The organism is Streptomyces sp. DS1-CR2 (assembly GCF_055760475.1).
On the sequence record NZ_CM147085.1, the window covers coordinates 4,501,383 to 4,525,887 of the forward strand.

Here is a 24,505-nt window from a genome sequence, read left to right on the forward strand (position 1 = left end):
CACACCTTTGTCATCAGGGGCTCAGTGTGCGGCGTCGGCGATGTGCTGCGTGCCGATCCGCTTGCGGAACACCCAGTACGTCCACGACTGGTAGAGCAGCACGATGGGCGTCGCCACCGCCGCGCACCAGGTCATGATCTTCAGGGTGTAGGGGCTCGACGAGGCGTTGGTGACCGTGAGGCTCCAGTCCGGGTCGAGCGAGGACGGCATGACGTTCGGGAACAGCGTCAGGAAGAGCATCGCGACGGCTGCCGCGATCGTGATGCCGGACAGCGCGAACGACCAGCCCTCACGCCCCGCCTTGATGGCGACGATGGCGCCGACGAGGGCGGCCACCGTGACGATCATCGCGATCAGCGACGAGCCGTCGCCCTTGTCGGCCTGGGTCCAGATCAGGAAGGCGAGCGCGAAGGCCGCAGCCACCGGACCGAGCCCCAGCGCCGTCTTCCGCGCCCGCACCCGGATGTCACCCACCGTCTTGAGCGAGGCGAACACCGCGCCGTGGAAGGTGAACAGCGTCAGCGTCACCAGACCGCCGAGGATCGCGTACGGGTTGAGCAGGTCCCAGAAGCTGCCCACGAACTCCTTGTGCGCGTCGATCTTCACGCCGTGCACGATGTTCCCGAAGGCCACGCCCCACAGCACCGCCGGGATCAGCGAGGTCCAGAAGATCGCGTGCTCCCAGTTGGTCTGCCACTTCTCCTCGGGCCGCTTCGCCCGGTACTCGAAGGCGACACCGCGCACGATCAGGCAGACCAGGATCATCAGGAGCGGCAGGTAGAAGCCCGAGAAGAGCGTCGCGTACCACTCGGGGAAGGCGGCGAAGGTGGCGCCGCCGGCCGTGAGCAGCCACACCTCGTTACCGTCCCAGACGGGTCCGATGGTGTTGATCAGGACGCGCCGCTCGGTGCGTCCGCGAGCGAGCACCTTGGTCAGGACCCCGATCCCGAAGTCGAATCCCTCCAGGAAGAAGTAGCCGATCCAAAGGATCGCTATGAGTACGAACCAGACGTCGTGAAGTTCCATGCCTCAGCAGCTCCTCAGTCTCAGTACGAGAAGGCCATGGGCCGGTCGGCATCGGAAGCGTCGCCGGAATCCGCTCCGGATCCGGGGCCGCCGATCTTGGTGGGCGGGTTGAGGTCGGCCTCGGTGAGCTCGGGCGGCCCCTGCTTGATGTACTTGACCATCAGCCTCACCTCGATGACGGCAAGCGCGGCGTAGACCAGCGCGAACACGATCAGGGAGGTGAGCACCTCGCCCTGCGAGACGCCGGGGGAGACCGCGTCCCTGGTCCTGAGCACGCCGTAGACCACCCACGGCTGGCGCCCGGTCTCGGTGAAGATCCAGCCCCAGGAGATGCCGATGACCGGGAAGATCAGCGTCCACTGGGACAGGCGCCACCACCAGATGCCCAGCTTCGGCATCAGCTCCTTGTTCTTGGTGAGCATCAGCTTGGGCACTTCGTCCTCGCCGGTGCGAAGCTCGGGCGCCAGCCAGAACCTGCGGCGGGTGAGCCACAGACCCGCCGTGCACAGGGCCATCGAGACCCCGCCGAAGCCGATCATCCAGCGGTACGACCAGTAGGCGGTGGGGATGTTGGGGCGGTAGTCACCGGGGCCGAACTTCTCCTGCTCCGCCTTGTTGATGTCGTTGATCCCGGGGATCTCGGCGTTGAAGTCGTTCTTGGCGAGGAAGGACAGCACGCCGGGGACCTCGATGGCGACCGTGTTGTGGCCCTTGGAGACATCGCCGTACGCGAAGATCGAGAACGGCGCCGGCTTCTGCGTGTCCCACAGCGCCTCCGCGGCCGACATCTTCATCGGCTGCTGCTCGTACATCACCTTGCCGAGCGTGTCCGCGCTGACGACGGTGAGGAGCGTGCCGACCATGGCCGTCACCAGGCCGAGGCGCAGCGACATCCGCATGGTGCGGATGTGCTGCTTCTTGCGCAGGTGGAAGATCGCTATGCCGGTCATGAACGCGCCACCGACCAGGATGGACGCGCTGATCACATGCCAGAAGTTGACGAGCACCGTCTCCTGGAAGAGCACGGCGGCGAAGTCGGTCAGCTCGGCGCGCTTGGTGCCGTCCCGCTCCACGATCCGGTAGCCGACCGGATGCTGCATAAACGAGTTGGCGGCCATGATGAAGTACGCCGACAGGATCGTGCCGATGGACACCAGCCAGATCGTGGCGCAGTGCAGCTTCTTCGGGAGCTTGTCCCAGCCGAAGATCCACAGACCGATGAAGGTCGACTCGAAGAAGAAGGCGATCAGCGCCTCGAAGGCGAGCGGAGCGCCGAAGATGTCGCCGACGAAGCGCGAGTAGTCCGACCAGTTCATGCCGAACTGGAACTCCTGCACGATGCCGGTCACGACACCCATGGCGATGTTGATCAGGAAGAGCTTGCCCCAGAACTTGGTCGCCCGGAGGTAGTGCTCCTTGCCCGTCCGCACCCAGGCCGTCTCGAGGATCGCCGTCAGGGCGGCGAGCGAGATGGTCAGGGGGACGAAAAGGAAGTGATAGACGGTCGTGATGCCGAACTGCCATCGCGCCAGAGTTTCCGGCGCCAGAGCCATCAACGTCGGGTCCACTGCGTCATCTCCTTAAGTCGCCGTGGTCCAGCGGCAATTTGCCCCTTTAATCCCACTGCTCTCCGGATCAACCGGGCACGCTTGTGAAAGCGTTCACATTCACAAGCATTATGTACTACCGGCTCCGGACAGCAGAAGGGGGGTCCCCCCTTACTCCGGGGAACCCCCACCGCGCCACAGAGCGGCCGCAGCCGCCCGGTCTACAGCTCCTTGCGGAACGCCGCCGCCGTGTTCAGGAAGACGTCGTTGGCCTCGGTCTCCGCGATCGTGGCCCGCATCCCCTCGCCGGCGAACGGCCGCACGACCACACCGGCCTGCTCGCACGCCGCGGCGAAGTCCGCCGTGCGCTCCCCCAGCCGCAGCCACACGAAGTTCGCGTGCGTCTCGGGCACGGTCCAGCCCTGCGCCCGCAGCGCCTCGACCACGCGGTTGCGCTCACAGACCAGCGAGCCGACCCGGCCGAGCAACTCGTCCTCGGCCCGCAGCGAGGCGACCGCCGCGTCCTGCGCGAGCTGACTCACGCCGAACGGCACCGCCGTCTTGCGCAGCGCGGCCGCCACCGGCTCATGGGCGATGGCGAAGCCGACCCGCAGGCCCGCGAGCCCGTACGCCTTGGAGAACGTCCGCAGCACGGCGACATTCGGACGGTCCCGGTAGATCTGGACGCCGTCCGGCACCTCGGCGTCACGGATGAACTCGCGGTACGCCTCGTCGAGCACGACCAGGACATCGCTCGGAACCCGGTCAAGGAACCGCTCGAGCTCGGCCCGGCGCACCACCGTGCCGGTCGGGTTGTTCGGGTTGCACACGAAGATCAGGCGCGTGCGGTCGGTGATCGCGTCGGCCATCGCGTCGAGGTCGTGGACCTCGCCGGGCGTCAGCGGCACCTCCACCGCCTTGGCGCCGCTGATCTGCGTGATGATCGGGTACGCCTCGAAGGACCGCCAGGCGTAGATGACCTCGTCGCCGGGGCCACTGGTCGCCTGGAGCAGCTGCTGCGCGACCCCGACCGAGCCGGTGCCCGTGGCCAGGTGCGTGACCGGCACCGCGAATCGTTCCGCCAGCTCGTTCATCAGCCCGGTGCAGGCCATGTCCGGGTAACGGTTGAAGGAACCGGCCGCCGCGACGGCGCTCTCCATCACGCCGGGAAGCGGCGGATAGGGGTTCTCGTTGGAGGACAGCTTGTATGCCACCGGCCCCCCGACCGCGGCAGCCTTGCCCGGCTTGTAGGTGGGAATACCCTCCAGCTCGGCACGCAGCTTGGGGCTCGTCTCGCTCACCGCAGTCCTCCTCGCGACCACCATTTCAATACTGCTCACCTTAAGAGGATTCGCGGCAGACCCCAATGGCCCGGGGCCCCCGACATCCCGAGTGGTCGTCCGACACCACCCCTGACTACGGCCACGGACCTTCCGTAGGCGTACGGAGGAGGGGGAGCGCTCCCCTTCTCAGCGCACGCCGGTAGCTCGCGCCGTGGCGCGCATCCCCCGTGAAGGTGAGTTGAGACCTACTCGCAACATCGCCGACTTGGCAGGCCCACGCGCGCCGACAAGTGACGTCCTGGCGTCGACACGCTCAACTCCCTTGATTTCCAAGGTCATTGACTCGCTCCGGCCATGCAGAAACGTGCCTGTCAACGCGTGCATATGCACGCACGCCACCCCGCCACATGAGCCCTACTATCGGCTCGCCATGACAGCAGCAGGGAAGCACCAGGTGAGCCGGGCAGAGACCACCCGCCGGGGCACCCGGCAAGTGCGGGCGGGCATCAGAGACGTTGCCGCCGCCGCCGGGGTCTCCATCACGACTGTCTCCGACGCGCTCAACGGTAAGGGCCGGCTCCCGGACGCCACCCGACGCCACGTCCGCGAGGTCGCCGACCGGTTGGGCTATCGCCCCTCCGCGGCGGCCCGAACGCTCCGTACCGGAAAGTCGGGCCTGATCGGCCTGACCGTCACGACCTACGGGGATGAACCTTTCACCTTCACCGAATTCGCGTACTTCGCGGAAATGGCGAGAGCCGCCACCTCGGCGGCGCTGGCCCGCGGGTACGCCTTAGTCATCCTGCCCGCCACCTCACGCCATGACGTCTGGTCGAACGTCGCTCTCGACGGCACTGTCGTCATCGACCCCTCCGACCACGACCCGGTGGTCACCGAGCTGGTCCGCCAGGGTCTGCCCGTCGTCTCCGACGGACGCCCCGCCGGCACGCTCCCCGTCACCGCCTGGGTCGACAACGACCACGAGGCCGCCGTCCTCGGCATCCTCGACCACCTCGCCGCCGCGGGGGCCCGCCGCATCGGACTGCTCACCGGCACGACCACGGACACGTACACCCATCTGTCCACCTCCGCGTACCTGCACTGGTGCGAGCGGATCGGGCAGGAGCCTGTGTACGAGTCCTATCCCGCGCACGACCCGCGCGCGGGGGCCGTCGCCGCCGACCGGCTCCTGGCCCGCCCCGACCGGCCCGACGCCGTGTACGGACTCTTCGACCCCAACGGTACGGACCTGCTCGCCGCCGCCCGCCGGTACGGCCTGCGCGTCCCCGAGGACCTGCTGCTCGTCTGCTGCAGCGAATCGACCGTCTACGCCACCACTGAACCGCCCATCACGACCCTCTCGCTCAAGCCCCGGCGCATCGGCACCGCGGTCGTCCAGCTACTGATCGACGCCATCGAAGGGGTTGAATCGGACCAGCCGGTCGAGCAGGTGATACCGACGGAACTCATCGTCCGGACCTCGTCACAGCGCCGTCCGCCCCGCACGACGGTCAGCCCGCCCCGCTCCCCGGGACACGGCTGAACAACGGCTTCCGGGTGGTCACCCCGAAGACCACCCGGAAAAGCCCGTACCAATTCGGGAGAAAAGCACGGTGAACAGCCACCCGGATCCGATTCACCACCCCTGGTGCATCACACAGCGCGAGCCGCATTCCTATGATGGGCGCACGACACCGCGGGCCGCTGCGACCAGGCAGTCCGATCGGGTGCAGAGGCGGCGCAATGGTGGTGGAGGGGTCGATGACTCAGGGGGCCGGTCAGGGACCCGAGGTGCGCACGGCGACGCTGCGCGACTTCCGCGTTCCGGCGTACGTCCATGACGTACCGGCGTACGTCCAGGAGCCCGGCCATGACCCCGCTCCGCCCGCCCCGGCCGTGCCCGCGCAGGCGGAAACGGATCCCGCTCACCAGGAGCCGTCCTACCCATCGGCGTCACGCCCGGATGCGTCGCACCCGGAGCCCTCTTACGCGGAGCCGTCCCCTCAGGACCCCGCGTTCGACCAGCCCGACGGGTACACGCCCACCCAGCGCGACCTGCCGGTCATCAACCGCGGTGACACGGTCCAGGTGCAGATCGACACCGAGCCGGCGCCCCGTCCCGCCGAGGGGCTCGGCCCGCTGTACGTCGTTGGCGACGTGCACGGCTACCTCGACGAGCTGATCGCGGCCCTGTACGAGCAGGGCCTCATCGACGCCGAGGGCAGCTGGTCGGCCGGCACCGCCCGGCTCTGGTTCCTCGGCGACTTCACGGACCGCGGGCCCGACGGCATCGGCGTCATCGACCTCGTGATGCGCCTGTCCGCGGAGGCCGCGGCCGCCGGCGGCTACTGCAAGGCCCTCATGGGCAACCACGAACTGCTCCTGCTCGGCGCCAAGCGCTTCGGCGACACCCCGGTCAACTCGGGCGCCGGCACCGCCACTTTCCAGGCGGCCTGGCTGCTCAACGGCGGGCAGAAGTCGGACATGGACCGCCTCCAGGACGTCCATCTCCAGTGGATGTCCCGGCTCGACGCGATCGAGCTGGAGGACGACCACCTCCTGATGCACTCCGACACGACCTCGTACCTCGACTACGGCGACTCGATCGAGGCGGTCAACGACACGGTCCGCGAGACCCTCACGCGTAACGACGCGGACGAGTGCTGGGACCTCTTCCGCAAATTCACCAAACGCTTCGCGTTCCGCGACGAATCCGGACCCGAAGCCGTGCGTGAGCTCCTCGACACCTACGGCGGTGCACGCGTCGTCCACGGCCACAGCCCCATCCCGTACCTCCTCGGCGAGGTAGGCACCGAGGACGCGGCGGACGGATCCGAGGACAGCCGCCCGCAGATCGAGGGCCCGCATGTGTACGCGGGCGGGCGCGCGATCGCGATGGACGGCGGAGTGACCATGGCCGGAAAGCTGCTGGTCCAGCAACTCCCCATGGATAGCTAGGCGTTCCCCGGGCAGGCGCACCGAACGGGGGCTCAGTCCGGCCACCGGGCCGAATTCGGGAAACCCCCTGTCACCGCGTGCCGTCACCGCTCTACCATCGGCTTATCCGTAGCAGGCTCCCCTCCGTTTCTGCCCGACGGCTCGTACCCATGCGAGCCCCCAAGCCCTACGGAGCATCGGGGGATGCACATGAACAGCGCTCCGCACCTGCTGAACGAGGACCGCCCCGAGTTCGAGCGGATCCTCGATGACGCGCTGCGTACCGCACCGGACCGCCCTGATCTCGCCGCAGTGGGTCAGCGGCTCAACCCCGAACAACTGCGCACCATGGCGCTCAACGCCACCGCACTGATCACGGCCGCCGCCGCGACCGAGTACCAGAACTACGTGAAGGTCCGCGCCGACCTGCGCGCCTCGCCCCGGCCCGTGCGTCCGCTGCGCGAAGGAGAGAGCGCGGCGGAATCCGGCGGCGGAGCGACCGGCCTGGCCGCCACCGTGGGCGAGGTGGCAGGGACCACCGGCGCCGGCGTCATAGCCGTCGTCGCGGTGCTCGCCCCCGTGCTCGCCGGGACGGCCGCCGCGATCTTCCTGCTCGTCGGCTACATCCTGAAGATGCTCGATCCGGAACCGGCGTTCGCCCAGACCCTGTTGACGGCCGGCTGGGTGTTCGGCGCGCTCACGGTGGCGGGCATCCTCGTCGCCGGAGTGGGTCTCCTGCTCACCGCTCTGCGTAACGGCTCGACGTCCTTGCAGGCCGGCGCGCACACCGAGTCGAACGAGGAGGTGGACCGGGCCAGGGAAGCCTGGTGCCTTGTGCTCCTGGAGCGCGGCATCCTGCCGTTCCTCCGGGAGGCACTCGCGGAACCACCGCCGGCCACCGCCCATCGCGGGGGCGGCCCCGGAGCAGCGGGCCGCATGCCGCACCTCGGGTACAACAGGCCCGGGTTCAGCAGCCCGGGCACCGACGGCGCCTCCCCTGCCGGCCCGCGCCCGACGTACTCGAGCCCGGACTTCACAAGCCCCGACTTCGGAGGCCCGGACCACAAGCCGGACTAGGTCCGACAGGGGTTGGTCCCGGAACACCCTGTCCACCGGCCTCGAAAGGCGACCGGTGGACAGCGCACGGCGCCCGCGTGGGCGTGGGCGAGGTCAGTCCGCGATCGGCAGATAGACCCGGTTGCCCGCGGCGGCGAACTCCTTGGACTTCTCCGCCATGCCCTCCTCGATCTCACTCTGCGTCCCGCCGTGCTGCCGGCGGATGTCCTGGGAGATCTTCATCGAGCAGAACTTCGGACCGCACATCGAGCAGAAGTGGGCCGTCTTCGCCGGTTCGGCCGGGAGCGTCTCGTCGTGGAACTCCCGTGCCGTGTCCGGGTCGAGGGCCAGATTGAACTGGTCCTCCCAGCGGAACTCGAACCGCGCGTCGGAGAGCGCGTCGTCCCACTCCTGGGCGCCCGGGTGCCCCTTGGCGAGGTCCGCCGCGTGGGCCGCGATCTTGTAGGTGATGACGCCGGTCTTGACGTCGTCCCTGTTCGGCAGGCCCAGGTGCTCCTTGGGCGTGACGTAGCAGAGCATGGCCGTCCCCCACCACGCGATCATCGCGGCTCCGATGCCGGAGGTGATGTGGTCGTACGCGGGGGCGATGTCGGTCGTCAGCGGGCCGAGTGTGTAGAAGGGCGCCTCCTCGCACACCTCCTGCTGAAGGTCGATGTTCTCCTTGATCTTGTGCATCGGGACGTGCCCGGGACCCTCGATCATCGTCTGGACGTTGAAGCTCTTCGCGATCGTGTTGAGCTCTCCAAGCGTCTTCAGCTCGGCGAACTGCGCCTCGTCGTTGGCGTCCGCGATCGAGCCGGGCCGCAGGCCGTCACCCAGCGAGTACGTGACGTCGTACGCCGCGAGGATCTCGCAGAGCTCCGCGAAGTTCTCGTAGAGGAAGCTCTCCTTGTGGTGCGCCAGGCACCAGGCGGCCATGATCGAACCGCCGCGCGAGACGATGCCCGTCTTGCGGTTCGCGGTGAGCGGGACGTACGGCAGCCGCACACCGGCGTGGACCGTCATGTAGTCCACGCCCTGCTCGGCCTGCTCGATGACCGTGTCCTTGTAGATCTCCCAGGTCAGCTCCTCGGCGCGGCCGTCGACCTTCTCCAGCGCCTGGTAGAGCGGCACCGTGCCGATCGGGACGGGGGAGTTGCGCAGGACCCATTCGCGCGTTGTGTGGATGTTGCGGCCGGTGGAGAGGTCCATGACGGTGTCGGCGCCCCAGCGGGTCGCCCAGGTCATCTTCTCCACCTCCTCCTCGATCGACGAAGTGACCGCGGAATTGCCGATGTTGGCGTTGACCTTCACCAGGAACCGCTTGCCGATGATCATCGGCTCGATCTCCGGGTGGTTGACGTTGGCCGGCAGGACCGCCCGGCCCGCGGCGATCTCCTCGCGGACGATCTCGGGTTCCACGTTCTCCCGGATGGCCACGTACTCCATCTCGGGCGTGATCTCCCCACGCCTGGCGTACGCGAGTTGGGTCACGGCCCGGCCGTCCCGCCCACGCCGAGGCTGACGGGGGCGGCCGGGGAAGACCGCGTCGAGGTTGCGCAGGCCGCCGCGCGGAGAGGTGTGCTTGATGCCGTCGTCCTCGGGGAGGACCGGGCGGCCCGAGTACTCCTCGGTGTCGCCGCGGCCGGTGATCCAGTTCGCCCGCAGCGGGGCAAGGCCCCTGCGGACGTCGGTGTCGACACTCGGATCGGTGTACGGCCCGGACGTGTCGTAGAGCGTGACCGCCGTGCCGTTGGTGAGGTGCACCTGGCGGACCGGCACCTGGAGGTCGGGGCGTGAGCCCGTGACGTACCCCTTGTGCCAGCCGATGGACTTCCCGGCCTCGCCCGTCTCTGCGGACAGGTTGGAGGCAGGCGTGCGTGCGTCCGATGTGGTCATGAGACCTACTCCCTACGCCGGCATTACCCGGTAACAGGTTCGGCGGTCGACGCAGCGGCTTCCGTCGGGCGATGTTTCATGTGAAACATCGCCGAAGCGGAGGTCAGCGCCCTCTCAGCCCGGTGCTCCGAGCTCCCGCGTGTGCAAAGGTGCCCCCACGCTAGCGTCATTTCTGGCGTGCTGAACAGAGGGCCCCTGCCGTTCTTGCGATGATCGGGCGGTGACCAGCACGCCGCAGCCTCCGTCCATGCCGCCGCAGCCGCCCCATGGCCAGGGGAGCGCCGAACACGGGCACTCCCACAGCCACGGCCCCGCCGCACCCGTTTCCAAGCACTTGCGCAAGGTCATCGCCGCGGTACTGATCCCGTTCTCCGTGGCGGTCGTGGTCGGCCTCGTGGTGCTCTGGCCCGGCGGCGCCCCGTCCCACGCCCGTACCGGTGTCGGCTTCGATCGCCAGACCCAACAGGGCACCGTCACCAAGGTCGACAAGGTCGACTGCAAGTCCGTCAACGCCTCCGGCGACACCCCCACCGGCGATACGTCGACCGCCGAGGGCCAGACCGCCGAGCAGCAGGCGAAGGGCACGTGCGAGAAAACCACGGTCCGCGTAGACAGCGGCAAGGACACCGGCCGTACGTTCACGGAGATCGTGCAGCCGGACTCACCACGGCAGTTGCACGAGGGCCAGAAGGTGATTGTGGCCTACGCGCCCGACGCGCCCAAGGAACTTCAGTACTCCGTCACCGATGTGGACCGCGGGCTCCCGATGGCGCTGCTCGCCGGGATCTTCGCGCTGGCGGTGGTCGTCGTGGGCCGGCTGCGGGGCGTCATGGCGCTCGTCGCGCTGGCGATCAGCTTCATGGTGCTGACCTTCTTCATCCTGCCCGCGATCCTGCAGGGCTCGAATCCGCTGGTGGTGGCGGTGATCGGGGCGAGCGCCATCATGCTGATCGCGCTCTATCTGTGTCACGGCCTGACGGCCCGGACGTCGGTCGCGGTGCTCGGCACGCTCGTGTCGCTGGTCCTGATCGGTCTGCTCGGCTCGCTGTTCATCGGCTGGGCGGCGCTGACCGGCAACACGGACGACAACACGGGCCTGATCCACGGTCTTTACCCGTCCATCGACATGAGTGGTCTGCTGCTCGCCGGCGTCATCATCGGTTCGCTCGGTGTGCTCGACGATGTGACGGTCACGCAGACGTCGGCGGTGTGGGAGCTGCATCAGGCGGACCCGACGATGGGCTGGCGCGGTCTGTACCGCGCGGGCATCCGGATCGGCCGCGACCACATCGCGTCCGTGGTCAACACGCTCGTCCTGGCGTACGCGGGCGCGGCGCTGCCGCTGTTGCTGCTCTTCTCGATCGCGCAGAGCAGTGTCGGGACCGTCGCCAACAGTGAGCTGGTGGCCGTGGAGATCGTGCGGACTTTGGTGGGCTCTATCGGGCTGGTCGCCTCGGTACCCGTGACGACCGCGCTCGCGGCCCTGGTCGTCTCGGCCGACCGGCCGGGATCCCCGTCCGCTGCCGCGGCCGGTCCGGCACGCGGAGGAAGGGGCCGGCGACGGAAGCGCTGAACCCCTGCGAGGACACCCCGAGGGCACCGGTCTGCTGAAGCGTTACGTCAGTTGATGGTCCGCGGACTCCTGGAGCCCGTCAGCCGGCGCTCTGCTCCTCGGCGAGGATCCGGTCGAGTGCCTCGTCGAGATGCGCCTCGAAGTCGGCGAGCGCCCGCTCCTGGCCGAGCGGTACCAGCTTGTCGGTGCGGTCGAGGAAAGCGACGAGGGGAGCGACGCCCGCCCGGAACAGCGCCTGGTCACCGCCCACTTGGAGCCTGATGTGCACCTCGCCCGGCATCTCGCCCGGTCTGCCGGCCAGTTCCACCGGCTCGATGCGCACATCGCCGTCGCCACAGGGACCGGCCACGCCGTCCACCAGAAGTTCTCGGCCGAAGGCCCAGGTCACCGGGGCGTCCCCGGGGAGGTGGAAGGTCAGCCGCACAGCGTAGGGATCAGCGGCGGCGTACCGCAGCTCCACCGGGATGCGGAACGAGAGTTCCTCGGAGACGAGGAAGCTCATCATGACCTCTGCTTGTACTGCCTGTACCGACTCGCGCATCGCCTACCCCGTCAATTTGCCGTCGATTGGCCGGGAATAACCTTCCCGGCACCCTTCGCATCTTGCTTAACGTACATGCGGGATCACAAGGAGTGAGTTTTCAGATGCTGATTGAGAAGGCGAGTGTCCTGACGAGTTTTCCGACTTCGTTCTGCAGCTGTCGTGCCGCGGGCAGCAGACGACCGGCCTGATGGGACGGGAGAGAAACCGCCATCGTGGCCGCGGTGGACCCGACGGTGATGGGAAACGCCGCGCAGACCGTGCCCAACGCGTACTCCTGGCGCTCCACCACCGGTTGCATGCGCCCCAGCCCGTTGAGGCGTCGTAGCAGCGAGCGGTCGTCACGCACCGTGTACGGGGTGATCGAATACGCGGGATAGCGGTCGAGGTGGTCGCGTCGGCTCTCGTCGTCGAGCTGCGCGAGGAGGCACTGGCCGATCGCGTGCGCGTGCCCCGTCTCGCGGAAGTCGGCCCATTCCGCGACCGCCGGATTCCCGGGCGTGTCGGCGACGGCCACCACCTCGATCTCGCCCTCGCGGTAGACGGAGAAGTACACCGGGACGCCGATGGCGTCGCGCCAGTGCTGCAGGGCGTTGGTGATCATGCCGCGACGATTCTGCTGCGCTGCGCTGCTACTCAGCCGCTCGGCCGCCGCACCCAGGACGAACATGCCCTTCTCCTTGCGGAGATAGCCGTCGTGGGCGAGCGTGCGCAGCAGGTGGTACGCCGTGGGAAGCGCGAGGCCGGCCTCCCGGGCGAGCTGCTTGGCCGGCGCTCCCTCTTCGTGCGACGCGACGGCCTCGAGGAGGCGCATCGCGCGCTGGACGGAACCGATGAGGGTGGGCGGGGCGCCGGTCGGGCCGCCCTCGGGGTGGGCCTCGGCTTGAACGCCGTCGTAGCTGTGCGAGCGACAGCCGAGGGGTGGGGGCATCGCGTGTGGTGACGTGGCGTCGGCAGACATGGTGTCGGGGGACGTGATGTCGGCGGACAACGGGGCGGCGGAAAGAGGTTCAGCCGTGGCCAAGGTTCACTCCCGAAGCGCGTGGGGTCCCCCCGCTTCTCGGGAATCACGGGGGTGCGGCCGTCGAGTTGTGGACTCTAGCCCTGGCCAGCACTTCGAGAGGGCCGCGCGAGGAAACTTCCCCCGCGCGAGCGAACCGTTGCCCAGAGCTACCAGTCGCTGCGTGAGGACGAGCCCGTTATGAACTTCCGTACGACGTAGATGAGTCCACCGACCAGAGCCACGAAGACCAGCACCTTGAAGAGCAGACCGATCACGAAGCCCACGACGCTGGCTATCAGTCCGCCGAAGACGACCAGGGCGATGACCGGCACCGCGACCCACTTAACCCACCACGGCATGCCCGCGAAGATCTCTCGCACTGCCATCGTCCTTACCTCTCTCCCGAGCCGTACCGCTTCGATACGGCTTCTGCATTCGATGCTGGCATGCCGAGGCGCCCTGTGGGGGCCGCGGACCCCTTGTCGTCCCCTGAGCGACCCCCTAGGGAACCCCGAGATCCGCCGTCAGCTCTCAGGCGGAGAGAACACCACCAGAACCCGCAGGTCCTCGCTGATGTGATGGAACTTGTGGGCCACCCCGGCCGGCACGTACACGACGCTGCCGCGCGCCACCTGGGTCGTCTCCATGCCGACGGTGATCGAACCGCGACCGCTGACGACGAGATACACCTCGTCCTGCTGGTGGGGCTGCTGCGGGTCCTGGGCCCCCGCGTCGAGGGCGTAGAGCCCGACCGACATGTTCCGCTCCCGCAGGAACTGCAGATACGCACCGTCGTTCGCGGCACGTTCCGCTTCCAGTTCGTCCAGCCGGAATGCCTTCATCCCACTTGTCCGCCTCTTGCCCGTGAGCGGCCTCGCAGGGCCGCTCTCATGATCCGGTCTCGTCTGCCACGATCAGACACATGAAGAATTTCGTAGTCAAGACGATCGCCAACGCGGGGGCCCTTGCTGTCGCGGTGTGGCTGCTCGACAAGATCACGCTGACAGGTGACAGCACCGGCAAGAAGGTCGGCACGCTGATCATCGTGGCGCTGCTGTTCGGCCTGGTGAATCTCCTGGTCAAGCCCATTGTGAAGCTCCTCACCTTCCCGCTCTTCATCCTGACGCTCGGCCTGATCACGCTCGTGGTCAACGCCCTGATGCTGCTGCTGACCTCGTGGCTGGCCGACCAGTTCAACCAGAGCTTCCATGTCGAGGGGTTCTGGACCGCCGTCCTCGGTGGCCTGATCATTTCGGTCGTCTCCTGGGCGCTGAACGTCGTCCTGCCCGACGACAAGGACTGACCCCGCCCCATGTCCTTCCGTGTGTGCTTCGTCTGCACCGGCAACATCTGCCGCTCGCCCATGGCCGAGTCGGTCTTCCGCGCGCGCGTCCACGAGGCCGGTCTCGCCGGTCTCGTGGAGGTGGACAGCGCGGGCACCGACGGCTGGCACGAGGGGGACGGTGCCGACCACCGCACCGTCTCCGTGCTGGCGGCCGGCGGCTATGAAAGCGGCCATACGGCCCGGCAGTTCAGCGCCTCGTGGTTCTCCCGGCTCGATCTGGTGATCGCCCTGGACGCCGGGCATCTGCGCACCCTGCGCCGGCTGGCACCGAACCCGCAGGACATCGAAAAGGTCCGCCTGCTGCGCTCGTACGACCCTTCGGCTGGGACAGACCTGGATGTACCGGACCCGTACTACGGCGGCATCGATGGCTTCGAGGAGTGCCTGAGAATGGTGGAGGCGGCGAGCGACGGTCTGCTCGACGCGGTACGCGTGGCACTGGAAGGGCGGGCGGCATGACGCAATCGACGCAGATCGGGGACGGCACAAGGGCAGTGCGGGCAGGGCTGCCCGAGGCCTCGAAGAACGATCCGACACTCCCAGGGCCTGTCTTCGCCGCACACTTCCACCTGCCGGGCGATGTCTCGGGGCCCTATACGTACGGCCGGGACGACAACCCGACGTGGACCCACCTGGAGCGGGCCATCGGCGAGCTCGAGGCACCCGGCCAGGAGGATGTCGACACCCTCGTCTTCGCCTCCGGGATGGCAGCCATCTCGGCGGTGCTGTTCTCGCAGCTCAAGGCCGGCGACGTGGTCGTTCTGCCGAGCGACGGCTACCAGGTGTTCCCGCTCGTCCGCGAGCAGCTCACGGCGTTCGGCATCGAGGTCCGCACCGCCCCCACCGGCGGCGACGCCCAGCTCGACGTCCTGGACGGCGCGAAGCTCCTGTGGATCGAGACGCCGTCGAACCCCGGCCTCGACGTGTGCGACGTGCGGCGGCTCGCCGAGGCGGCACACGCGCGTGGCGCCCTGGTGGCTGTCGACAACACGCTCGCCACGCCGCTCGGCCAGCGACCCCTGGAGCTCGGCGCTGACTTCTCCGTGGCCAGTGGCACCAAGCAGCTCACCGGCCATGGCGACATCCTGCTCGGCTACGTGACCTGCCGCGATGCCGAGCTGACCACGTCGGTGCGAGGCTGGCGCAAGATCGTCGGCGCGATTCCCGGCCCTATGGAGGCCTGGCTCGCCCATCGCTCCCTCGCCACGCTCCAGTTGAGGGCGGAGCGGCAGAACGCCAACGCTCTCGCGCTCGCTCTCGCCCTGCGCGACCGTGACGACATCGAGGGCCTGCGTTACCCGGGTCTGCCCGACGATCCGTCGCACAAGATCGCCGCTCAGCAGATGCGGCGCTTCGGGTGCGTGGTCTCCTTCACGCTGCCCACGCGCGCGCGTGCCGAGCGGTTCATGGAGTCCCTGACGCTGGTGGACGACGCGACGAGCTTCGGCGGCGTGCGGTCCACCGCCGAGCGCCGTCGCCGCTGGGGCGGGGACGATGTCCCGGAGGGCTTCATCCGCTTCTCCGCCGGTGCCGAGGATCCGGACGACCTGGTGGCCGATGTACTGCGCGCGCTCGACGAGGCGGCCATCTAGGGGCCCTCACGGGCCACTTCAGGCCGCCCGCGGCCTCGGTCTCATACCGGTTACGCACGATGGACGGCCCGAGCCTCCCCCCTCGTGGCTCGGACCGTCCCCGGTTCCTGCGCGCCAAGAACCGCGCGCATAAGGCTAGTTGACTCTGTGTCAGTGTCCAATCACGGTAGCGACAGAGACCTATCGACATATTTATAGTTGAGCCGACTCGAAGGCCGAGAGAGGAGGGCACCGCCATGGATCTCGCCCTGCTGCGCACGTTCGTGACCGTGCACCGGGCGGGTTCCTTCACACGGGCCGCCGCGCTGCTCGGCCTTTCGCAGCCCGCGGTGACATCTCAGATCCGCACCCTGGAGCGGCAGTTGGGCCGCCCCCTGTTCCTGCGCCAGGCGCGTGGCGTGACCCCCACATCCATCGGCGACGAACTCGCGCACAAAGCCGCTCCGCACCTCGACGCCCTCGTGGAGATCACCGAGACCGGCATCGACGAGGAGTCGCCGGTGCGCACGCTGCACCTCGCGGGGCCTCCGGAGTTCACCGCCGAGCGTGCGCTGCCCGCCCTCACCGCGCTCACCCGTGACGACGGCCAGAGCTTCGCCCTGCGCGCCTCCTTCGGCAACGCCGAGGAAGTCCTGGAGGGGCTCGGCGCCGGACATCATGATCTGGCCATCACGACAGCCCGCCCCCGCGGCGCCCTGCTCACCGCGACTGCGCTCTGCGACGAGGAGCACGTCCTCCTTGCCTCGCCGCGGTGGGCCGCCCGCATAGGGCCCGGCACCCTGCGCCGCAACGGCGCCGCCGCGCTGGAGGATCTGCCGTTGGTCGAGGCACACGAGTCGCTGCCGTTCGTCGCCCGCTACTGGGCCGCTGTCTTCGACTCACGCCCGGCCACGTCGGGCAGGGTCATCGTGCCGGATCTACGCGCGGTGCTCGCCTGCACCATCGCCGGTGCCGGGCTCTCGGTACTGCCGCGCTACCTCTGCGCGCCGGCCCTGGAGCGCGGCGAGGTCGTGGCCCTGCTCGATCCCCCGGTGCCCCCGCTGCGGACGTACTTCCTTGTTGTGCGCACGGGAACGCTCGCCATGCCGCACGTCGCGCGGGCGCACGAGTGGCTGCTGCGCACCGCCGTCGATTGGTGCTGATTCGCTCGTGGTGACCGATTCCTGGTGATCAACTAGCGCTGATCAGTTGGCCTTGGCCTGAGGCCAGGTCGGTACGGGATGTTTCACGTGGAACCGGCGGGGCCACATTTCTCCCATGACCGTCCGACCCGTGGTCAAGCGCACCGCACGCGCCGTCCTGCTCGACGGCGACGACCTGATCCTGATCAAGCGGACCAAGCCCGGCCTGGATCCGTACTGGCTGACCCCCGGCGGCGGGGTCGAACCCGAGGACGAGACCGTCGTCGACGCCCTGCACCGCGAGGTGCACGAGGAGCTCGGCGCCAAGATCCTCGATGTGGTGCCCTGCTTCGTGGACACCGTCGAGCACATCGGTGAGGACGGCGGCGCCACTGGCGTGAAGGTCCAGCACTTCTTCGTCTGCCGCCTCGAGTCGATGGACGACAGCCAGCGGCACGGCCCCGAGATCGAGGAGCCGTGCGGCGAGTACGAGATCGTGCGGGTGCCCTTCACCCGCGTCGGCATCGCCTCGGTCCATCTCGTCCCGCTGTCCCTGCGGCACTATCTGGACGGCAACATCGAGGGTGTACGGGCGATGCACGCGCCTGACCTGGGCTGACGGGGCGGGGCCGGGACTTCAGGGCTGGAGCCGCGGGCCTGGTCTGGTGGCGCCTGCTGGACGCGGCCTTCTTCGAGCCCGGCACTCAGCTGCCGACGTCAGTTGCCGGTCGCGACGAGCTCCTCCACGGAGTCGTGGCGGATCCGGTCCATCGGGATCCCGATGTCCCGCAGGGCGTCGACCCCGTTGCGGATCATGCCAGGGGGGCCCGACAGATAGGCGTCGTACTCGTTCCAGGGACCGTACTCGCGTACCGCGTCGGGCAGTTGCAGATGGGCCTGCTGATCGACGATCGGGCGGACCGCCAGCCACGGGTGGGTCTGCTGGAGACGCAGCATCGTGTCGATGTCGTACAGGTCGTGATCGGTGCGAGCCCCGTAGAACACCTCGACCCGGCGCCGCTGGCCATGCTCGGCGACGTCCTCGACGAGGGCCTTGATGGGCGCGATCCCGGTGCCTCCGCCGAGACAGAGCAGCCCGCTGTCGGAGCTGTGGTCCACCGTCATCGAACCGGAGGGCGGGCCGAGCCGGATCACATCGCCGGGACGGGCGCGGTGCACGAGTGCGTTAGAGACCCACCCCGCAGGGACGGCCTTCACATGGAACGAGAGCAGCCCGTCGGAGCGGGGCGCCGAGGCGAAGGAGTAGTGCCGCCAGATCCGCGGCCACCAAGGCGTCTCCAGGCTCGTGTACTGCCCGGCGAGAAACGGGTACGGCTGGTCGGGCCGGACCGTGACCACGGCGATATCCGGGGTCCTCAGGTCGTGGGAGACCACCTCGCCGTACCACCACGCGGGCGCGCGCAGCTCGTCCGCTGCCGACGCGTCGATCATGACCTGGGAGATCGTCGTGTACGTGCGCACCCAGGCCGCCTCCGTCTCCTCGTCCCACGTCGTCGTCGCGTACCGGGTCAGCGCGCCGATCAGGCACTCGCCGACCGCGGGGTAGTGCTCAGGCTGCGTGCCGTACTTGCGGTGCCCACGGCCCAGGTTCTGCAGGTACGGGACGAGGACGCTCTTGTTGTCGGCGTGCTCGGCCGCCGTCAGCAGGGCCTTGAGGAGCCTGTCGCGCTGGGTGTCCATCGAGGCGGGGAACAGGGGCCGCAGTTCGGGGTGGCGCACGAAGAGCAGCGCGTAGAAGTACGAGGTGACCTTGTCGGCGTCGGGGCCGACCTCCTCCAGCGTGCGGCGGATGAGCCGCGCGTCGGGGGAGGCTTCAGGCGCGGGTGCGGGGCGGGGGGTGGCCTCTGCCGTGGGCTCCGGTGCCGGTGCCGGTGCCGGAGGCGCGGAGTGCGGCGGGTGCCCGGGGCTCGACCCTGGTCCGTGCTGGGCGGCGTGGGGGCGCGCGGTCGCGTCCGAGCCGGGCTGGGTAGGGCGCGCGTTCCCGCCGGGGGCGGCCTGGCGGGGGCGCGGGCCGGGGGCCGACACGTGCTGAGGTACGGGTGCGGCCTCCGCCGCCGGGGCGGGGCTCTGCGCGGGCACCGTCTCCGCGTGGTCGTCCGATATTCGCTCGGGCCGGCCCACGGGCCGTATCGGCGTGACCTTGCGCCCCTCTGACTGCGTGTCCTGGCCCGTGCCCGGGCCGGTGGGCGGCGCCTTGCGCGGAGTGAACCAACCGCCCCCGCCGCCGGAACCGGAGTCGGCCGACGTAGTGGTCGGAGCGTCCATGCTGTGCCTCGCCTCGAACATCTTTCGGTCGGTCTGCGTACTCCCGCGATCGGAAGTCGCTCTTTCCCCGTTCTGCCGCGGCAGAATGCGGCGGCCCAAGTGAACCCGCATTCCGGTCCGCTACGGACAAGTAAGGGAGGAATGTGACATTGCCCGCAGTTCCTCACCGCAGCGTGCCATCCGGCGCGACCCCGCAAGCCGCATAGCGGAAATAGCAGGTCTTCGATCTCTCCGTCCCGTTAGGCTGTCTACTTGGCCTGCGTGCATGGCCCGGGATGCGCCGAGCGCGCCGGCCTCGGACCGGAGTCGACCATACCGGCAGCCGCCAAACACACAAGTCCCCCTTGCCCAGCAAGGAATTCGACAGGGGATATGCCCCTGCAATCCCTCAATTGGCGGGCGTGCCGCACCAATTCGCATGCCTCCCGCAGATCGCGGCCGGCATACGAGTGAGTCGCCAGACCCGCGACATGCTGATCCACATTGATCGCGACCGATACCGGCACGGCGCCGAACAGCTCCACATCGGAGAACGAGTCGCCGCAGGCAATGCAAGCGGCCCGTGGCACCCCAAACTTTCACAGATCCGGTCCGCGATCTTCACCTTCGCCGCGGCGCCGAGCAGGGCATGCACCCGCCGCGCGTACTCCGGCGGTCCGATGCGCTGCTCGCCGATCTCACGGTCCAGGGCCACCATCTCGGCCACGAGCCCCAGTTGACGGGAGATTTCCACGGGCACCGACGTCGTGCAGCAGCGTTCCGTCCAGATCGAAGAGCTGCAGCCTCGCCATGTACGCCGAGGCTAGTACCCGGGGTTACTCCCTCTGTCGGACGCCCTCGATGGGGCACTCCCGGCACTGTGTTTCACGTGAAACTACGCCGTCCCGCTCGCCGGGCCACCCTCGTCGTCCATGTGACGTCCTCCGCTTGCTGGCTGGGGCTCACACTCGGCCTGCTCGCGCTCGCCGTCACGGCGATCACCACGGGTTCCGACCCGATGGTCGAGGCCGCCTGCCGCGCCATGAAGGTCTTCACGGACTGGCTGGTGATCCCGCTCGCTCTGCTCACTCTGCTGAGCGGCCTGCTGCTGTCACTGGGCACCCTCTGGGGCCTCGCCCGGCACCGCTGGGTCTATGCCAAGTTCTGGCTCACGCTCGCCACAACCGCCGCCTCGATCTTCGCGCTGCGTCCCGGCGTCAACGCCGCGGTCGCGACGGTCATGGCAGGTACTCCGCTGCCCCAGCCGAGCGATCTGGTGGCCGGCCCCATTGTCTCCCTGACCGCCTATCTCTTCATGACGGTGATCTCGGTGCTCAAGCCATGGGGACTGACGCGACGTGGCCGAAAGCAACACGCTGCCCGCAAAGCGGTGGACGCGGACCGGCTGCGTCAGTCAGCCTGACCTGCGTGTCGACACCTCCCCTCTCCGATCTGCCCATCCGCCGGCTCACCCCGCGCGACCTCACGGCGTGCGCCGATCTCTCCGAGGACCGCGGCTGGCCCCGCGAGGAACACAAGTGGGGCCTGCTGCTCGCGGCCGGCACCGGCTACGGCATCGACGACCCCGACGGGGGCCTGGTGAGCGCCTGTGTGGTGACCGACTACGGCCCGCCGAACCGGCCCGCGCTGAGCGCCATCGGCATGGTGCTCGTCGCCGAACGCCACGCCCGCCGCGGCATCGGCCGCCGCCTCATGCAGTACGTCGCCGAGCAGGCGGACACCACACCGCTCACTCTGCACGCGACCCCGTACGGCCGCCCGCTCTACGAAGGGCTGGGCTTCAAGGTCACCGGGCGTGCGGAGATGGTACGGGGACGCTTCACCCCTGGTGGACCGACGCCGTCCGTGGCCACGCGCGCCGCGACCGCTGAGGATCTCTCGGCCATGCTTCGCCTGGACGCAGAGGTCTTCGGCCCCGACCGCACCCACGTCCTGACCCGCCTCCCGGCTTTCGCAGACCAGTTGCGCGTGGCCGAGGACAGAGGCGAACTCATCGGCTTCGCGGCCGCCTGGCCCAACATGGACACCCATGTCATCGGCCCGCTGATCGCACGCGACACCGAGACGGCGAAGGCGCTCGTCACCTCGCTCGCCGCCGGTACGGATCGCCCCCTGCGTACCGACATCGACGTGCGCCATGAGGAACTGCTGACGTGGATCAAGGCACGAGGCATGGAGTCCCAGGCCTTCAACGCTGTGATGACCTACGGCGCCCCCGAACTCCCCGGCGACTGGACGCGCCGTTTCGCGCCCCTGACGGTCGCCGCGGGCTGACCTGACCGGGCGGCGCCTGCGATGAAGTCCGCCCCTGAACACCGTGGGTTCACGGCGTCCAGGGGCGGACTTCTGTGTGGGGAGGCGCGTCGCGCTCAGGCCTCGTTGAGCGTCAGACGAGCTCTGCCACGGCTGCCGTGGCGAACCCGTGATCCTGCTCCGGTGCGCCGCCGCCGACACCGACCGCGCCGATGAGGTGACCGTCGCGATGGACGGGGATGCCGCCCGCGATGAAGAGCAACGGTCGGTCCAAGGCGGTGGGCAGGCTGTGGAACGGGCCGTCGGGCTTGACCAGGTCGACGAGGTCCGCGGTCGGGGCGCTCAACTGGAGGGCGGTGTACGCCTTGCGGGTGCTGGTCTCGCCGGAGATCAGCACGGCCCGGTCGTCGCGCCGGAAGGCGAGCAGGTGTCCGCCGGCGTCGAGAACGGTGACGCTGACGTTCACTCCGCCGGACTCGGCCGCACGACGGGCGGCGGTCACGAGGATCTCCGCGTCCTGGATGGTCAGCGGCGCGACAGCCGTGGTGGTGCTCATGAGGGATTTCTCCTTGCGGGGATGTGCGGTGGAACGGGTGCGGGGACGACGCTGGCCCCGGGGGTGGGGGTGAAGTGAGGGTCTGTGGGCCGCTCAGCTGTGAGCGGGTTCCGCCTGCCGGGCCCCTTCGGGAGTCGCGCTTGCGACGACCGGGCTCGAGGCCTTGGACTGGCGCTCAAGGCCGGCGGACACGACGGCCAGGACGAGTGCGGCGGCGGCGAGGACGGCGCCTACCCAGTTGGGGGCCGTGTAGCCGAGGCCGGCCGCGATGACGATGCCGCCGAGCCAGGCCGAGAGAGCGTTGCCGAGATTGAAGGCGCCGATGTTGACCGCGGAGGCCAGCGTGGGGGCGCCGTGGGCCTGATCGAGGACCCGCTTCTGCAGCGGCGGCACCGTGGCGAAACCGAGAGCGCCGATCAGCGCGATCGAGATCGCCGCCAGGACCTTGTTGTGGGCGGTCAGCGTGAACAGGGCGAGCACGACGGCCAACCCGCTCAGTGCGACGTACAGCATCGGCATCAGCTTGCGGTCTGCGAACTTGCCGCCGATCAGGTTGCCCACGACCATGCCGAGGCCGAACAGGACGAGGAGCCAGGTCACCGACGTGTCGGCGTAACCGGCGACGTTCGTCATCATCGGTGCGATGTAAGTGATGGCGGCGAAGACTCCACCGAACCCGAGCACGGTCATGGCCATCGCCAGCAGGACCTGGACGTTCTTGAAAGCGGCGAGTTCGTCCCGCAGGTGGACGCCTTCGGCCTTGGGCATGTCGGGGACGAGCTTGGCGATGCCGAGCAGTCCGATGACTCCGAGCGCCGCGACGGCCACAAAGGTGACGCGCCAGCCGACGCTCTGGCCGATGAGCGTGCCCAGGGGTACGCCGACGACGTTGGCGACGGTCAGGCCGGTGAACATCATGGCGATGGCTCCGGCCTTCTTCTCGGGGGCGACCAGCTCGGCCGCGACGACCGCGCCGATTCCGAAGAAGGCGCCGTGCGCGAGTGAGGCGACCACGCGGCCGATCACCATGACCAGGAAGACGGGCGCCACCGCGGAGAGCACGTTGCCCAGGATGAACAGGCCCATCAAGAGCAGCAGCATCCGCTTGCGCGAGATGCGGGTGCCCAGAATCGTCATGAGGGGGGCACCGAACATGACGCCGAGGGCGTAGCCGGTGACCAGAAATCCGGCCGTGGGGATGGAGACGCCGAAGTCACCCGCGACCTCGGGGAGCAGCCCCATGATCACGAATTCCGTGGTTCCGATCCCGAAGGCCCCGATCGCGAGAGCCAGAAGCGCGAGAGGCATAGGGTTCACCTTCCCAGACTGTTGCAGGTGCGCTTTGCGTGCGTTCACAATACTTGCAGACGCGCTCTACTTGCAAGCGCCGACAATTTCGCGTGTGGACTATCCTGGGTTCAGCCGCTTCGGGACGGAGGAACTAGAGCCATGACCGCCACAGACCCCGCACTCACCGCCCTGGCCCAGGGCTGGTGCGCCCTCTCCCTGCTCCACGGGAGGATCGAGACCCACATCGAGCGCGCTCTGCAGGCCAAGCACGACCTGAGCGTGCGGGAGTACTCACTGCTCGATGTCCTCAGCCGCCAGCACGACGGTGAAGGCGGTCACCTGCAGATGAAGCAGGTCGCGGACGCCGTTGTCCTCAGCCAGAGCGCCACCACGCGCCTGGTGACGCGTCTGGAGGACCGCGGTCTGCTCGCCCGATACCTCTGCCCCACCGACCGTCGCGGCATCTACACGGACGTGAGCGAGACGGGGCTGGCTCTGCTCGCCGATGCGCGGCCCACCAATGACACCGCCCTGCGCGAGGCACTCGACGAGGCGGCCAGGAACCCCGAACTCGCCCCGCTGGTCCGCGCGGTGGAAGCCGTACGCCTCCCCGCCTGAGACGACACCTCGAAGGGCCGTGGGACGCCCGGCGGTCCAGGACTGACGCACCATGGCCGCATAGGCTGCGGCCATGGGAGATCTTGAGATACGGCCTGCCGTGGCCGCCGACATCCCGGCCATCGTGGAGATGCTGGCGGACGACCCCCTGGGCGCCCGCCGCGAGTCCCCGGACGACCTCACGCCATACCTGGAGGCGCACGCACGCATCGCCGGGGACCCCAACCAGCACCTGGCCGTCGCCGTGCGCGAGGGGCGCACTGTCGGCACCCTTCAGCTCACCGTCATCCCCGGGCTCTCCCGGAAGGGCTCCACGCGCTCGATCATCGAGGGCGTCCGCATCCACGCGGACGAGCGTGGCAGCGGGCTCGGTACGTTGCTCATCGAGTGGGCCGTGGATGAATCCCGCCGTCAGAACTGTCAGTTGGTGCAGCTGACCTCCGACGCCACCCGGACCGACGCCCATCGCTTCTACGAGCGACTGGGTTTCGAGGCTTCGCATGTGGGCTTCAAGCTCCAGCTCTGACAACGCCGAGGGGCCGGGTGGTCGTCTGTTTCACGTGAAACAGACGACCACCC

General features: G+C 68.8%; 24 protein-coding genes and 1 pseudogene. 13 read left to right on the plus strand and 12 right to left on the minus strand.

Features of this window, described 5'->3' with window-relative positions; translation table 11 throughout:
• Positions 1 to 21 precede the first annotated feature (21 nt).
• The 3 genes from cydB to hisC form a co-directional block, all read right to left on the minus strand.
• Complete coding sequence (gene cydB, locus ACY0PA_RS21680) at positions 22 to 1,026, minus strand: cytochrome d ubiquinol oxidase subunit II (protein ID WP_473086152.1); 1,005 nt, start codon at positions 1,024 to 1,026, stop codon at positions 22 to 24.
• A 20-nt stretch (positions 1,027 to 1,046) separates the two neighbouring features.
• On the minus strand, positions 1,047 to 2,579 hold the full coding sequence (locus ACY0PA_RS21685) for a cytochrome ubiquinol oxidase subunit I (RefSeq protein WP_473086392.1): 1,533 nt from the start codon (positions 2,577 to 2,579) through the stop codon (positions 1,047 to 1,049).
• 215 nt (positions 2,580 to 2,794) lie between these two features.
• On the minus strand, positions 2,795 to 3,874 hold the full coding sequence (gene hisC, locus ACY0PA_RS21690; protein ID WP_473086153.1) for a histidinol-phosphate transaminase: 1,080 nt from the start codon (positions 3,872 to 3,874) through the stop codon (positions 2,795 to 2,797).
• A gap of 412 nt (positions 3,875 to 4,286) precedes the next feature.
• Between hisC and ACY0PA_RS21695 the strand changes: the two genes are divergently transcribed.
• The 3 genes from ACY0PA_RS21695 (at position 4,287) to ACY0PA_RS21705 (ending at position 7,870) form a co-directional block, all read left to right on the plus strand.
• Positions 4,287 to 5,399, plus strand: coding sequence for a LacI family DNA-binding transcriptional regulator (locus tag ACY0PA_RS21695; protein ID WP_473086154.1), 1,113 nt, complete (start codon positions 4,287 to 4,289; stop codon positions 5,397 to 5,399).
• Between the two features lie 218 nt (positions 5,400 to 5,617).
• Positions 5,618 to 6,814: a metallophosphoesterase family protein gene (locus ACY0PA_RS21700; RefSeq protein WP_473086155.1), complete on the plus strand. Its 1,197-nt coding sequence runs from the start codon at positions 5,618 to 5,620 to the stop codon at positions 6,812 to 6,814.
• A 183-nt stretch (positions 6,815 to 6,997) separates the two neighbouring features.
• Complete coding sequence (locus ACY0PA_RS21705; RefSeq protein WP_473086156.1) at positions 6,998 to 7,870, plus strand: hypothetical protein; 873 nt, start codon at positions 6,998 to 7,000, stop codon at positions 7,868 to 7,870.
• Positions 7,871 to 7,963: 93 nt separating this feature from the next.
• Here the strand turns inward: ACY0PA_RS21705 and thiC are convergent, their stop codons facing one another.
• Positions 7,964 to 9,748 carry a phosphomethylpyrimidine synthase ThiC gene (gene thiC / locus ACY0PA_RS21710; RefSeq protein WP_473086157.1) on the minus strand — a complete coding sequence of 595 codons (1,785 nt, stop codon included), beginning with the start codon at positions 9,746 to 9,748 and terminating at the stop codon, positions 7,964 to 7,966.
• A gap of 220 nt (positions 9,749 to 9,968) precedes the next feature.
• Between thiC and ACY0PA_RS21715 the strand changes: the two genes are divergently transcribed.
• Positions 9,969 to 11,321: a YibE/F family protein gene (locus tag ACY0PA_RS21715; RefSeq protein ID WP_473086158.1), complete on the plus strand. Its 1,353-nt coding sequence runs from the start codon at positions 9,969 to 9,971 to the stop codon at positions 11,319 to 11,321.
• Between the two features lie 79 nt (positions 11,322 to 11,400).
• Here the strand turns inward: ACY0PA_RS21715 and ACY0PA_RS21720 are convergent, their stop codons facing one another.
• The 4 genes from ACY0PA_RS21720 to ACY0PA_RS21735 form a co-directional block, all read right to left on the minus strand.
• Positions 11,401 to 11,862 carry an SsgA family sporulation/cell division regulator gene (locus ACY0PA_RS21720; protein WP_100597185.1) on the minus strand — a complete coding sequence of 154 codons (462 nt, stop codon included), beginning with the start codon at positions 11,860 to 11,862 and terminating at the stop codon, positions 11,401 to 11,403.
• Positions 11,863 to 11,962: 100 nt separating this feature from the next.
• Positions 11,963 to 12,676, minus strand: a complete 714-nt coding sequence (locus ACY0PA_RS21725; protein WP_473086393.1) for an IclR family transcriptional regulator — start codon at positions 12,674 to 12,676, stop codon at positions 11,963 to 11,965.
• Between the two features lie 356 nt (positions 12,677 to 13,032).
• Positions 13,033 to 13,245, minus strand: coding sequence for a DUF5326 family protein (locus ACY0PA_RS21730; RefSeq protein ID WP_100597186.1), 213 nt, complete (start codon positions 13,243 to 13,245; stop codon positions 13,033 to 13,035).
• Between the two features lie 144 nt (positions 13,246 to 13,389).
• Positions 13,390 to 13,707 (minus strand): cupin domain-containing protein, encoded by a 318-nt coding sequence (locus tag ACY0PA_RS21735; protein ID WP_473086159.1) that lies wholly within the window; start codon positions 13,705 to 13,707, stop codon positions 13,390 to 13,392.
• 80 nt (positions 13,708 to 13,787) lie between these two features.
• Here ACY0PA_RS21735 and ACY0PA_RS21740 point away from each other — a divergent pair, with 80 nt between their 5' ends.
• The 5 genes from ACY0PA_RS21740 to ACY0PA_RS21760 all read left to right on the plus strand — a co-directional run bounded on the left by ACY0PA_RS21740 (position 13,788) and on the right by ACY0PA_RS21760 (position 17,542).
• The gene (locus tag ACY0PA_RS21740; protein ID WP_100597188.1) at positions 13,788 to 14,168 is read left to right on the plus strand and encodes a phage holin family protein; all 381 of its coding nucleotides are present in this window, start codon (positions 13,788 to 13,790) and stop codon (positions 14,166 to 14,168) included.
• Between the two features lie 9 nt (positions 14,169 to 14,177).
• On the plus strand, positions 14,178 to 14,669 hold the full coding sequence (locus tag ACY0PA_RS21745; RefSeq protein WP_473086160.1) for a low molecular weight protein-tyrosine-phosphatase: 492 nt from the start codon (positions 14,178 to 14,180) through the stop codon (positions 14,667 to 14,669).
• Positions 14,666 to 15,802: a cystathionine gamma-lyase gene (locus tag ACY0PA_RS21750; protein WP_473086161.1), complete on the plus strand. Its 1,137-nt coding sequence runs from the start codon at positions 14,666 to 14,668 to the stop codon at positions 15,800 to 15,802. Before ACY0PA_RS21745 ends, ACY0PA_RS21750 begins: the two co-directional genes overlap by 4 nt.
• 236 nt (positions 15,803 to 16,038) lie before the next feature.
• The gene (locus ACY0PA_RS21755) at positions 16,039 to 16,944 is read left to right on the plus strand and encodes a LysR family transcriptional regulator (protein WP_473086162.1); all 906 of its coding nucleotides are present in this window, start codon (positions 16,039 to 16,041) and stop codon (positions 16,942 to 16,944) included.
• Positions 16,945 to 17,059: 115 nt separating this feature from the next.
• Positions 17,060 to 17,542 (plus strand): NUDIX domain-containing protein, encoded by a 483-nt coding sequence (locus tag ACY0PA_RS21760; RefSeq protein WP_473086163.1) that lies wholly within the window; start codon positions 17,060 to 17,062, stop codon positions 17,540 to 17,542.
• A gap of 98 nt (positions 17,543 to 17,640) precedes the next feature.
• On the opposite strand, the gene ACY0PA_RS21765 is transcribed toward ACY0PA_RS21760, so the two are convergent.
• Positions 17,641 to 19,209 (minus strand): globin domain-containing protein, encoded by a 1,569-nt coding sequence (locus ACY0PA_RS21765; protein WP_473086164.1) that lies wholly within the window; start codon positions 19,207 to 19,209, stop codon positions 17,641 to 17,643.
• 395 nt (positions 19,210 to 19,604) lie between these two features.
• Positions 19,605 to 20,000 (minus strand): annotated as a pseudogene (locus tag ACY0PA_RS21770) (hypothetical protein); the annotation flags it as partial.
• A 77-nt stretch (positions 20,001 to 20,077) separates the two neighbouring features.
• Here ACY0PA_RS21770 and ACY0PA_RS21775 point away from each other — a divergent pair.
• Positions 20,078 to 20,611 (plus strand): DUF2269 domain-containing protein, encoded by a 534-nt coding sequence (locus ACY0PA_RS21775; protein ID WP_473086165.1) that lies wholly within the window; start codon positions 20,078 to 20,080, stop codon positions 20,609 to 20,611.
• Between the two features lie 5 nt (positions 20,612 to 20,616).
• Complete coding sequence (locus tag ACY0PA_RS21780; protein ID WP_473086166.1) at positions 20,617 to 21,483, plus strand: GNAT family N-acetyltransferase; 867 nt, start codon at positions 20,617 to 20,619, stop codon at positions 21,481 to 21,483.
• Between the two features lie 112 nt (positions 21,484 to 21,595).
• Here the strand turns inward: ACY0PA_RS21780 and ACY0PA_RS21785 are convergent, their stop codons facing one another.
• Both ACY0PA_RS21785 and ACY0PA_RS21790 read right to left on the minus strand, forming a co-directional pair.
• The gene (locus tag ACY0PA_RS21785) at positions 21,596 to 22,018 is read right to left on the minus strand and encodes a GlcG/HbpS family heme-binding protein (protein WP_473086167.1); all 423 of its coding nucleotides are present in this window, start codon (positions 22,016 to 22,018) and stop codon (positions 21,596 to 21,598) included.
• A gap of 93 nt (positions 22,019 to 22,111) precedes the next feature.
• Positions 22,112 to 23,326: an MFS transporter gene (locus ACY0PA_RS21790; RefSeq protein ID WP_473086168.1), complete on the minus strand. Its 1,215-nt coding sequence runs from the start codon at positions 23,324 to 23,326 to the stop codon at positions 22,112 to 22,114.
• A gap of 141 nt (positions 23,327 to 23,467) precedes the next feature.
• Here ACY0PA_RS21790 and ACY0PA_RS21795 point away from each other — a divergent pair, with 141 nt between their 5' ends.
• Positions 23,468 to 23,926 carry a MarR family winged helix-turn-helix transcriptional regulator gene (locus ACY0PA_RS21795; RefSeq protein ID WP_473086169.1) on the plus strand — a complete coding sequence of 153 codons (459 nt, stop codon included), beginning with the start codon at positions 23,468 to 23,470 and terminating at the stop codon, positions 23,924 to 23,926.
• 73 nt (positions 23,927 to 23,999) lie between these two features.
• Positions 24,000 to 24,452 carry a GNAT family N-acetyltransferase gene (locus ACY0PA_RS21800; RefSeq protein ID WP_100597199.1) on the plus strand — a complete coding sequence of 151 codons (453 nt, stop codon included), beginning with the start codon at positions 24,000 to 24,002 and terminating at the stop codon, positions 24,450 to 24,452.
• Positions 24,453 to 24,505 lie beyond the last annotated feature (53 nt).